This is a genomic window from Paenibacillus sp. OAE614, assembly GCF_040546645.1.
Taxonomy (GTDB): Bacteria; Bacillota; Bacilli; order Paenibacillales; family Paenibacillaceae; genus Paenibacillus_AQ; species Paenibacillus_AQ favisporus.
Genome location: NZ_JBEPOD010000001.1, coordinates 6,340,972 through 6,353,105 on the forward strand (window position 1 = coordinate 6,340,972; position 12,134 = coordinate 6,353,105).

At 51.4% G+C, this 12,134-nt stretch carries 8 protein-coding genes; all 8 read right to left on the minus strand.

Going from position 1 to position 12,134, the window contains the following annotated elements; translation table 11 throughout:
• Window positions 1-4: 4 nt before the first annotated feature.
• The 8 genes from ABIE48_RS29165 to ABIE48_RS29200 all read right to left on the minus strand — a co-directional run bounded on the left by ABIE48_RS29165 (window position 5) and on the right by ABIE48_RS29200 (window position 12,125).
• The gene (locus ABIE48_RS29165; RefSeq protein WP_186326079.1) at window positions 5-652 is read right to left on the minus strand and encodes a Yip1 family protein; all 648 of its coding nucleotides are present in this window, start codon (window positions 650-652) and stop codon (window positions 5-7) included.
• A complete protein-coding gene (locus ABIE48_RS29170; protein ID WP_192716010.1) occupies window positions 649-2,070 on the minus strand; it encodes an SMP-30/gluconolactonase/LRE family protein in 1,422 nt (473 codons plus the stop codon). The genes ABIE48_RS29165 and ABIE48_RS29170 overlap by 4 nt, the downstream gene beginning before the upstream one ends.
• A 12-nt stretch (window positions 2,071-2,082) precedes the next feature.
• The gene (locus ABIE48_RS29175) at window positions 2,083-2,940 is read right to left on the minus strand and encodes a carbohydrate ABC transporter permease (RefSeq protein ID WP_089550416.1); all 858 of its coding nucleotides are present in this window, start codon (window positions 2,938-2,940) and stop codon (window positions 2,083-2,085) included.
• Between the two features lie 20 nt (window positions 2,941-2,960).
• Window positions 2,961-3,911, minus strand: a complete 951-nt coding sequence (locus ABIE48_RS29180; RefSeq protein WP_076172753.1) for a carbohydrate ABC transporter permease — start codon at window positions 3,909-3,911, stop codon at window positions 2,961-2,963.
• Window positions 3,912-3,932: 21 nt separating this feature from the next.
• Entirely contained in the window at window positions 3,933-6,905 is a 2,973-nt protein-coding gene (locus ABIE48_RS29185; RefSeq protein ID WP_354520183.1) for an extracellular solute-binding protein, read from the minus strand.
• 122 nt (window positions 6,906-7,027) lie between these two features.
• Window positions 7,028-8,446, minus strand: coding sequence for an ABC transporter substrate-binding protein (locus ABIE48_RS29190; RefSeq protein ID WP_145026958.1), 1,419 nt, complete (start codon window positions 8,444-8,446; stop codon window positions 7,028-7,030).
• 397 nt (window positions 8,447-8,843) lie between these two features.
• On the minus strand, window positions 8,844-10,256 hold the full coding sequence (locus tag ABIE48_RS29195) for an ABC transporter substrate-binding protein (protein WP_354520185.1): 1,413 nt from the start codon (window positions 10,254-10,256) through the stop codon (window positions 8,844-8,846).
• Window positions 10,257-10,319: 63 nt separating this feature from the next.
• Window positions 10,320-12,125: a cache domain-containing sensor histidine kinase gene (locus ABIE48_RS29200; RefSeq protein ID WP_192716012.1), complete on the minus strand. Its 1,806-nt coding sequence runs from the start codon at window positions 12,123-12,125 to the stop codon at window positions 10,320-10,322.
• Window positions 12,126-12,134: the final 9 nt, after the last annotated feature.

The following is a 12,134-nucleotide window of genomic DNA, read 5'->3' on the forward strand; positions in this document are numbered from 1 at the left end:
CTCCTCAATTTTCCAGTAAGTATCTGACTTCTACGGCCACTTCACGCACAAATTGAAGAACGTGGTTCGTCAAGGCGAAGACAAGCCCTACCGTTCCCCAGAAAATAATAAAGGCAAAGATGGATAAAAGGAGGACGCCGACCGCCTTCTTAAAGGTATAGTCGTTCAGCACCTTCAGTTGAATGAAGATGAGCAGGGCCACCCACAGCCATATGATCGAATTGATACTGTTGTACAGCCCCAGTTCGCCCCTTGACATCACCAAGGAGACGGCAGCCAGCGGGATGGTAAATACGATATAGGGAATCAAGGCATAGGACATCGCGGTCAGCACCTGGCTGAAGTAGGCCTCGCCGTCCATAATCGCCGTAATTAAATAACAGGCAATAACGCCCGAGATCAGCGGCACGACGAAGCGGATGATTTCCAAATTCAAATTGGCATCCTTCGGCTGAAGCGACGTCATATGAAAGCTGGTCATATAGATCGAGATAATTCTGACGCTGATGGTCAGCAGGATTAAGACGAATGCCGAGATCAGATGCTTGTTTTTCTGCAGCTCCTCGAATCCGTCCACGGGATGAAACAGTATTGCTATGCCCAGCCGCAGTGACCGGAGACCCGACTGTTTGAAATCCGCCGTTCTGATCAATAGCCATACCTCCTTATGACGGTATTCGTGACGCGGATCATGAATTTGACGATAAAGTAGATGGCGACCACGATGAGAACGACGGCCATGATGATCCAGCCCAAATATTCGCGCAACAAGCCATGCCGATACTCGGCGAAGGCCAGGGAATACCCTTCCTGGTCATTGCCCAGCTTAAATTCCCGCATCGCTTCCTTCCATCTCTCTTCCTTCATCAGCGCTTTCGCCACGCCGCGGTGGGCGAGCGGATAGTTCTCGTCGATCTTCAGCACTTCCTTCCAGGGCACCATCGCTTCCTGGTAACGCCCGTTGAAGTGCAGCTGGCTCGCTTGGTGGACCAATTCCGCGAAGCGTGTCGGCTGAAAAATTTGAATGTTATTGCGGTCCCGGTCCAGCACGTAGATTTTGCCCGCCTTATCGACGACGATGCTCGTCGGGTATTCAAAGCGCCCCTTCTCATCGCCTTGTCCGCCGAATACGGCAAGCAGATTGCCTTCCTGATCGTATTGATAGATCTTCCGCGACATTGCGTCGAGTGCGTTCACTACACCGTATTGATCGACGGCCATATCAATGAAATAAGGGTTTTCCAGCGCTCCGCTTTCGATCGAGGCTTCGCCGAAAAATGCCTTTTTGTAGATGTTTTCACCCATGGCATTGAACTTCTTGAGCTGGTCCGCTTCGATCAAAACCGTCGGCGTATAAATAAATCCTTTACCGTCGATTGTGATATTCGAATTTTGCGGCGGAACCGCATTATTCAGCTGCTCCCGCTGCTCCGGCGTTGCCAGTAACCGGATGAGCAGCTTTTTCCAATCGAACGGAACGCGGTTGGCGCCGATGTAGCCGCGGAACTGGTTCATCGCGTCGATCATCATAAAGCCGCTGTAATCATTTTTATTGAGCGCATAGAGATAACCGCGCCGGTCCATGATGACTTTATCCGGGGAAAAGTCCAAATCTTCGCTCAGCAGGGAAGATTCCGGCTTGACGAATTCTTCGATCAATTCCCCTTTCGGAGACAGATGAATGATCCTGCCGCTGCCCGTGTCGGCTACGAACATATGACCGAGGCTATCGACATAGATACCGCTCGGACTGCTGAGCTCAACGCCTTGTTCCTTCCCGAAGATGTCCAGCACTTTCCCTTGGCCGTCCAATTTCACAATCCGGTTGTTATCCGTGTCGGCTACGTATAAGAGCCCCTTCTCGTCGATAAACAAGTCGTTTGGTTTATTTAAGCCGGGCTGGCCAACATCCATAATGATCGTGTCTACCGTATAGGTCAGGGGGATCGGCATCCGATGGCCATACATCGGATCGAGCGTATAGGACATTTGCGGGAGCGCATGGGCAGGGAAGCTGCAGATCAGAAACAGCAGACCGCCGAGTATACTCGCCGTTATTCGTTTGTACACCATATCCGCCCCCTATGATTTGATCCCGGAATGAACCATCGTATTCATAATCAGCTTCTGGAACAGCAGGAAGATGAGAATTGGAGGAAGCGTCATCAAGAACGTGCCGGCAGCCAGCGCACCCGTCCGTGCGACGACGCCCGGCCCTCCAGCCAGTGTCTGAATCGCCAGCGGCAGCGTCTTCATCGATTCGCTTGTCGTAAACACGAGCGCCGAAAAGAAATCGTTCCAGTTCCCGATGAAAGAGAAAATAATCAACGTTGCCCAGGCCGGCTTGCTCACCGCCATAATCACCCTCCAGAAGATCTTCCAATCCGATGCGCCGTCGATATGCGCAGCCTCGATCAGGGCATCGGGAATTTGGTCGAAGAACTGTTTCATGAGGAAGATATTGAAGGCCACGGCGATCTTCGGCAGAATTAACGCCCAATACGTATTGACCAAGCCTAAGCTCGATACGATCATATAGGTCGGGATCTGGGTCACCTGCGGCGAGAACATCAGAGCGGACAGGATGACGGAGAAGATGAAGCCCGCACCGGGCGGTTTGAACTTGGATAACACGTACGCTCCCAGGCAGCACACAACCAAGCTGGAGAGCACGACCGCAACGGAGACGAACAAGCTGTTGAAGATGTACCGCGAGAAAGGAACGACAGAGCTGTCCGTCGCGGTAAGCAGATCAAAGAAGCTGCGCAGGGTCGGTTTCTGCACAAAAAATCTCGGCGGATAAAGAAACAGCTCGTCGAGCGGTTTGAAAGCCGTGGAAATCATATATACGATCGGCAAGGACGTAAATCCGACCAATGCGATCATAAACGCGTATAACAAACCCCTGTTGAAACGGGCGATAAATTTCGTAAAGCTCATCGTCACGTCCTTTAGCCCCCTTATTGATCTTTGGACGATAGTAACCGCATCACGATGCGGCCTAAGCCGAACGTGACTACAAACAGGAAGACGGCGATTGCCGATGCGTATCCCAGCTCGAACCGGATGAAGGCATAGTCGAACAGATGCGCAATAATCGTATGGCCCGCATAGTTCGGGCTCGGCATACCGGAGATGGCCACAGCAATGTCGAACACCCCGAAAGCGCCGACGATAGCATTGACCGCGCCGAACAGCAGCTGCGGCTTCATCAGCGGCAGCGTAATGAACCACAATTCCTGAAACCGGCTGGAAATCCCGTCAATAGCGCCCGCTTCATACAGCTCTGGCGATACATTCTGCAGCCCCGCCAGGAACACCAGGAATCCCGTACCCATGCTCATCCACAAAGAAACGATAATGATAACCGGCATGATCGTATTCGGATCGGTATTCCAGAGAATCGGTTCGCTGATCATGCCCCAGTTGAGCAGCGCATTGTTCAATAACCCGTAGCGGTCTCCGGAGAATATGTACAGCCAGACGATCGATAAAGCGATTCCGCTCGTAATCGAAGGGACGTAAAAGGCCAACGAGAAGATCATTTTGGCCTTCAGCGTATTGATCACCCACGCGAGCAAAAAGGATAAGCAATAGCTTAGCGGCCCGGCGATCACAGCGAAGATAAACGTATTTTTTAGCGATGTGAGAAAGATGTCGTCTTCCAGAAACAAGACGCTGTAGTTGGATAAGCCTACCCACCTCGCCGGTTGGAGCATGTTGTAGTAGGTGAAGCTGAGATAGACCGACTGCACGACGGGAATGACGGTAAACACGATGAAGAGAATCAGGAACGGGCTGAGAAACAAATAACCGAGCGCAGCCCTCTTTCTCGCGTGAGTCAATTTGAATCGACGTGCCTTCTGCGGGGCCAGCTGGAGCGGCCCTTTAACCTCCACGCTGCTTTGCATACTGCTCCTCCTTCCGCCGCCTTAGTCTTTCGGCGTGAACCCGAATTCCTTCTGCTTGGCGTTAAGCTCTTTGTTAATATCCTTGATGCCCTTCTCCAGCGACTCCCTGATATTCATACCGCCAAGAACGACGCGGTTCCAGGCGTTATCGATGTTCCGCCCCGTGAAGTATCCGCCGAGCACGTACGGCTGCTCTTTGTAGTACTTCCATTGGTCCTTCAATGCCTTGAGGTCGTCCTCCGGCCATGGCAGCTGCGATAAAGCGTCTATATTCGCCGTATTCCAGCGGGCCTCGACGCCGAGCAGCGCCTCCAGCTCTTGGCCGAACTGCAGCTGAACCTCTGTACTCGTCCACCATTTCAGAAACTCCCAGGATTCCTGCTGATGCTCCGATTGCTTGAAGATCGCAACGGACTGTACCGCTCCACCGGTCGTGCGGTCAATCGATCCATCGGCCTTCTGATGGCCGGGAGACGGAGCGACGCCCCAGCGTCCGATCAGCTCCGGCGCAGCGGTAGAGAGCTGTACATACGTGAGATAATCCGCGATCCCGATCGGCATTTCCCCGGTACGGAACCTGTTGAAGAAGTTCGCCATGACCGGGAATTTGTAATTGGTATACAGCTCCGTCCATTCCGTGAAGGCCTGGAAGGCTTCCGGTGAATCCAGCGCCGACTTTGTTCCGTTCTCCTTGTAATAGTCGCCGCCATTCTGGTAGAGAAACGGCATGAAGCCAAGCTGCGTGATCGGATAATACATCTGCATCCCGTTCTGCTGCAGAATCGGAAGCAGGGCATAGACCTCATCCCATGTCTTCGGGATGCTGACGCCCAGCTCGTTCAAGATATCTTTCCGGAAGACCAATAAGTTGAAATCCTGCGTTTCCGGAAGCGCATAGTTCCCCCCATTGTATTTGAAAGGAATGAGCGATCCCGCAAGGAACCGTTTACTGACTTGTTCATAATCAGGAAACTGCGTTAAATCGACGGAAGCGTCCCGGATTGCAAATTCGACGGGCAGATGCGCATCGACGCCTGTTGCGACATCCGGCGCTCTGCCGGAGCTTGCCGCGAGCAGCAGCGTGTTGACGGAGCCCGAGTTCAATTGGCCGGCCGGAAGCGTATTGATGTTGATGCGTATGCCGGTTTTGGGCGTGAAGTCTTCCTCCGCCATTTCCTTCATAATTTCCGCCCACTCTTTGCCACGGGATACCCAAACCTCGATAACCGGACCCTCTTCCTCCCCCGTTTCGTTGTCGTAGACGCTGCCTACGCCCGTATAGTCCTTCGTAAAGGAAGCCATGAAGTTTTTGAACGTGCTGACCGATTTTTGCAGAACATTGGATTTTACCTTCGGATATTTCGTATCCGGGGCGCTGATCAGGATGTAATCCAGAACAAGCGGCACATTCTGGAGATCCATCAGCAGCGTGCTGAGGTTCGTTTGGCTGTTGCTGAGCTCTGATAATTGTCTTGGAATCGAATCGGGGTTACGGATCATTTTCTCGAACGTGTGGTTCATCATCCGAAGACTGTTCACCGTGCTCGGCTCTACATCCGACAGAGCCTTGAGCGCATCCATCTGAACGAGCAGATCGTCCGCGATGACCTTCAAGTCCTCAATCAGCTTCGGCACCTTCTTGTTCAGCTCATATTCGAAGTTCGGATCCGGCGTCGGTCCCGTGATCATAATAATGCGTCTGTACAGATCAGAGAGCTTCTGGGTATCGGCCGTCAAGGCTTCCATGATCGGTTGATACGGCCCGACCTGGGCGGTCATCGTCAGCGTATGCTCGCCTTTCGTTAAGTACACGAGCAGGGGTTCATCTTTTCCTGTTTGTTCATTGTCCTTATGCAGCGTTTCGATCCGCCAGTTGCGCGAGTAGGTAAAAGGGTACAGCTCCAATTCCTTGAACGGAACTTTCCCATCTATAAGAATTTGACGATAGGACGGCAGTCCATCGCCCCACCATTGTCCAAATTTCAGCCCAATCTTATACAACCCGTCCTTCGGTACCGAGAACGCCCACGATGCCTTCTGACCGCCCTTCCTCCAGCGCCAGTCGCCAAATGCGTTCAGCCGGATTCGCCCATCGCCTGCCGGCTCCATTAACGGATCGCCATTCGATTCTCTGCGGATCGTTGGATCGGATTTCATCGGATTGTTCTCTGCCTGCACTTTCACATTGATCTGCTGGGCGGGCTCATAACCTTGCGCGGTGTAGGCCTGCTTCACTTCGGCATAGCTGGGTAGCTGCTCCGGTGACGTAATCCGGATCTCGTCGATGGCCATTGGTTCAAGCAAGTAATTCATCCGAATGACATGCTTGCCTGCGGTCATATAAAATTGGAAGGGTTCCGGGTACAGACCATTCCCGTCCGAAACCGGAAGGTCCATCCACTGCGGCTTCTCGATTTGCTTGGGTCTGACGTCGTCTCCCTGGTTGTTTTGGGCCGGATCGCCCCGGTCGACCCAGCTGCGGTAGAAATAGATACGCTGCGCCTCGCGAAACGGGCTTTCTCCGTCAATAAGCAGCTCCCGCTGAATCGGCATTCTTTTTCCCGGCATCGGATAATAACTTAGGGCCAGGTTGTAAAGACCGTCCTGCGGGATATCTACCGACCATTCGATCCACGTTGTCGTGCTGTCCCACACAAGAGCGGAAAGGCCGTCTACCGTTTCCAAGACCGGCTTCGTGCCTCCAAACGCCGAATGCTGATCGGCTTTCATCACGATGTCCGGTTGATCGGCTGGCGGATAGCCCTCTTTCTTATATCCGGCAAGCGTAGTCGCGTAAGTCGGCTCCAAAATACTGTTCATGGCTAATTGGTCATTCGTCAGCGGAACGCCTTGATTCTGATTCCGGTCCCGTAAACGTTCGTTGTTGGCATAAGAATGAAAGCTCTCACCGAAGGTCAGCGAAAAGACAAGAAAAGTGATCGATATAAGCATGACTCTCTTCCACTTTAGTGCATCATTCCAACGCCATTTCAAGCACCGTCACCTCTTTGTCGTTCAATTCATCAGGATGTACCTTAAGCGGTTCTATTCCTTCTGATGAAGAAAGGGGACAGGCGATTCAGCCGCCCCCTCCTTATGAAACCGGTCCACCTTGATTATTTCGATTCCAGTTTTTTGAGCTCGTTATCGACGTTCTTCTTGACTTCGTCCAGCAGCTTCTTCGGCTCGCCCTTTCCGTTCAAGGCTAAATCCTGAACGCGGAAGGTTTCATCCCACAGCTTCTGGCCAACAGGCGTAACAGGGCGGTAATGGGCCACAGGCATTAAATCGACGAATACCTTCAGCTTCGGATTCTCGGTGATCTTAATTTCTTCGTTCACCTTCGGCATCGTCGTAATATCGTTGCCTGCATCTGCCCGCTTGGCCCAGAGCAGCGTGCCCTTATAGCCGCCGATAAACTTGAGGAGCTCCCATGCTTCCTGCGGATGCTTGGCTCCCTTCGGCATGACCCAGGAATGGCCGCCTGCCCATGTCGTTTGAGGATAGCCTTCCGCGGAAGGCATCGGGGCGACGCCCCACTCGAAGGTAGGCTTCACCTTCGCATTGCTGGTCAAATCGTTCAGCACCCAGTTGCCGTCCACGACGAATCCGACTTTGCCGGTCCAGAACGAATTAATGCCGGTTTTGCCCATAACATCGTTGAACTTGTTGATTTTGGACATATCGTATTTTTTGGCGTAGCTGACCATCCATTCAAGCGCTTTCACAATTTGCGGGTGGTTTGGCGTCAATTCATCGCCATTGGTCCATTCTCCGCCGAAGTTCCAGCTTTGCGTGTATAAGTAGGTTTGGTTTGCCCATGGAATAAAGCCGACCTGCTCATAGCCGCTGCCGTTGCTTGTTTTCTTGAACATTTTCTCCGCCATCGCGTCCAATTCCGCAATCGTAACCGGCGGCTTCTCCGGATCGAGACCCGCTTCCTTCATAAGCGTTTTATTATAATAAAGCGCCCGGTTATCTGTGGTGAACGGCATCGCATAGAGCTGGTCCTTGTAATTCGCTTCCGCCCAGACGCCCGGATAATAATCGTCGGCGCGTACTTCGTCTCCGGCATCGACGAACGGCTGCAGGCTTTCCAGCGATCCCTTGGCCGCCCATTGCCCTACCATGAAGCGGTCGAGCACCGCTACGTCCGGAGGCGTACCGCCGGCAATCAGCGTCGTCAGCTTATCCGTGCCCCCTTGATCGATAATGTATTTCACTTTGATATTCGGGTGCTCTTTCTCAAATTCGCTGATGACAATTTTCGTGTAGTCCGTCTGGAATTTGCCTCCCCAACCCCAGAGCTCAAGCGTTACCTTTTCACCGCTGCCTTTACCCGTATCGGTATTTTTCTTGGCGGTATCGGTCTGTTGATTCGTACTGTCCGTTCCCTTTGTATCGTTGGCTCCATTCTCTCCGCTGGACCCGCCCGAGCCCCCGCAGCCTGTTAATACGAAGCATACCGATAATGCGGTAACCAGATACTTGAGCATCGCTCTTCTCAAATGAGTGGCGCCCTTCTTTTTCCTCACTTACATGCCTCCTTTTTGCATATATAAGTTGAAATATTGAACTAGGAATGGGGGCAAGTACGTAAAATGTCCCTACGATCCCTCTTGTTTTCGAATTTCTTGATTGGTTTGAACCCATGTGAGGTAGAAATCCGAAAGCCAAATGTGACCGCTTCGCTTCTTCGGAATCATTTTACTCCCTTGCCTGCATCCTATTCTTTAGTTCATCTTATATAGGTTTTAAATGGTATTAATGAAGTTAGTTCTTTTTTAGTGTAAACGCTTTTATGGAAGGAGATAATGAGATTGCTTTTGTATTTCGTGTACTATCTTTACTATCTTGGAAGGGGAGCCATCGGCTTCGCGTTTCCATTCGAGGCAAGAAAAAAAGAGTGCCTGTCATACATGACAGACACTCTTACGGCTGCTCATCGCGGCCTTGGGGATGCTCCATTTTGCTGTTTCCGTACCCCATGACCTTAGCCAATTCAGCATCGACGTTCTTCTTCATTTCATTCAAGAGCTCTCCCGGTTCCCCCTGCAGATTCATCGCCAGCGTTTGCACGCGGAGCATTTCATCCCACATATATCCGCCCACAGGTGTGACGGGCCTGATGTAGGCATTCCCAAGCAGCTCTGTAAACACCTTCATCGGTTCCTTCTGATCCAGGCCGAGCTTGGCATTCACTTCCGGAATGCACATCAGATCATTCTTGCCGCCCTCGCGGCTGGCCCATAAGAGCGTGCCTTCCTTGCCCGCTACGTACTTCATAAACCTCCAAGCTTCCTCTTTATTTTTCGCCCCTTTGGGCATGACGAACGACCACCCCCCTGACCATGTGACCGGCCGGCTGCCATCGATTGTAGGCATCGGCGCCACACCCCACTCGAAATCCAAATCTTCCATCTCATTAAGAAGCCAGTTGCCTTCATAGACAAATCCAACTTTGCCGGACAAAAAGGAGTTTCTTCCGGTTTGTCTCATCATCTCCGAAAATTTCAACAGTTTCTTTACATCGTACTTCTCGGCGTAACCCTGCACCCACTCCATCGCTTTAACGTTCCGCGGATCGTTCGGCGTCAGCTTCCCGCCTCGCTCCCATTCGCCGCCAAAGTTCCATCCATGCGTATACAAGAAGCCCTGACCCATCCACGGGACGAATCCGACTTGATCATATGCGCCGCCCCCGTTCGTTTTGAACATCCTCTCTGCCATGGCATCCAGACCGGCAATGGTTCTCGGGGGATTGTCAGGGTCAAAACCCGCCTGCTTCATCATCGTTTTGTTATAATACATGGCGCGGCTGTCCATATTCCAAGGGAGGGCGTACGTTTTGCCGTCGTATTGGGATTCCGCCCACACGCTTTTGTAATAAATACTCGCCATATCTTCACGATTCGCATAAGCCGAAATGTCTTCAATGGAGCCCATCGCCGCCCATTCGCCTACAATAAACCGGTCGATCATCGCGACATCCGGCGCTTTTCCTCCGGCAATCGCCGTCAACAGCTTATCCGAGCCTTGCGAATTGTCCGAGTTCTCGATGAAGGTCATTTCAACCTTGATATCCGGGTTTGCCTCTTCGAACGGCTTCACGACCGTATCGTAGAATTCGTCCTGAAATCCTCCGACCCACGAATACCAGAAGCTTATCGTTACAGGGCCGTTATGCTTAATTGAGCTGCTCGCAGCATTTTTGCCCAATAATTCCGAATTAACATTGAATGTCGCTCCCTTGCTGACATAAGCGTTCCATACCATGATTACGGTGGCCAGGAGTACAAGTATGAAAAGAACAGGCATCTTTCGACGAGTCAAGAACACTTTCATCGTTACCTCCACTTTTAACTTTCTCTTGTAATCATCTACGCACGCTGTCATATGAAACTCGTTTCAACTGACTTGCTGGGCAGGGCTTCGCTTCGTGAGCGGGATCGTCATGGTTACTTTGGTTCCTTCCCCCAAGCTGCTCTCCATCTCGATCCCGTACTGGGCGCCATATGCGATTTTTATTTGTGAGTTAATATTTCTCAGCGCAAAGCTGCTTTCCTCCGCAGGCTGTTCTCCGCCCAGAATGTGCTTCAATTCAGCCAGCTTATCCGGCGCAATTCCGGCACCGTCGTCCGTAACGACGAATTTCAGGCAGCTGCCTTCCCGGGTAAAGGCGATATCCAGCCGGCCCTTGCCTGATTTTCGCTCCAGCCCGTGATAAATCGCATTCTCTACGATCGGCTGAAAAATAAATTTGAGCACTCTATAATCCATCAGCGATTCGTCCGCTTGCACATAGAGCGTAAACTTGTCCTTGTACCGAACCTTCTGGATCATGATATAGCTCTCGATCAAATGTACGACCTGGCTGACCGGCACTTCATCCCTTCCCTCGCTCAGACTGATCCGCAAATACTTCGACAGTCCGAAGATCATCGTGCTAATGTCGTCAACTTTATGTATGCGGGCAATCCAGTGGACGGAATCGAGCGTATTGTACAGAAAATGAGCGTTAATTTGAGATCCCAGCATTTTCAGCTGAAGATCCCGTTCCAGCAGCTTCTGCACATACAGTTCGTTGATTAATTCTTTGATATGGGCCACCATCTGGTTAAAATGGGTGAACAAATAGCCGAATTCGTCCTCTCGTTTATCGACAATCCGGATGTTGAAATCGCCGTCCCTGGCTCGGCGCATCGCATGCGTCATCTTCTGAAGCGGCCGGTGAACGGCAGAAGCGATAATGATCGCGAGCAGGATACCGATGCAGGAAAAAACAATGCCCAGCGACAGCATGTACCAGCGAATATCCATCGCTTCCTTCATCAAATCATTGCTGCGCAGCATGCCAACGAGCCTCCAATGGTTCGTCTCCAGTTGACTGTAGACTACCAGCATCTCTTGCCCGTCTATGGAGTAGTTTAGCGTTCCCTGACGCTCTTCCTTGAACGGAATGTCCAGTTTGCTGGACAATAGAATTCCACCCTTATCCCCTTTGATGTGGCCGGCATCGTCAATCATGACGTTGATCCCCGACCCGTCGTAATCGATTTCCGCCAAAATTTCCCGGACCTCCGCCGGATCGACTTCGTACAGCACGACGCCGATAATTTCTCCGCGGCCTTTCATATTTTTCTGGGCACGGCCAAAAGTAAAAACAGGCTCGGAGCTCGGACCTTTTATTAATGAAGGCATGATGCCGAAATAGACGAGCCTGCCGTCAGCCTGACGGATTTGTTGATACCAGTCCTCCGTGAAATATTCATAGGGGTAAGAATTGTAGACCGGAAAGGATTCTTTGGGTGAATAGCGGTAGGAGTAGCCCCTCTCGCTGAGCAGATAGATATTATTCATATCATTCCTGGAGTTTACCAGGTTCGATAGAAAGGCGGTATTCGCGTTATTCGTCTGAATCCTTTCCTTCTCGTCCATAAAATCTCCCATGAGCTGCTTCTGAATATCCTTATTGCCGACGACAAGAAGGGAACGGTCCTCGTATCCCTCCAGAAGGATATCGACCCGCTTGCTCATCTGCTGAACATTCTGAAGCGCCATGCCTCCGATTTTGTTCTCCATCATCTGAGCGGATTTATCATAGGATAGATATCCCATAACGGTAATAATGACGATCATGCTGGCTACATAGAATCCGAACACCTTCATTCCGACCGAATTGAACTTGATTCTATCGATGAACTGCAGTCTCATGAGGTCCCT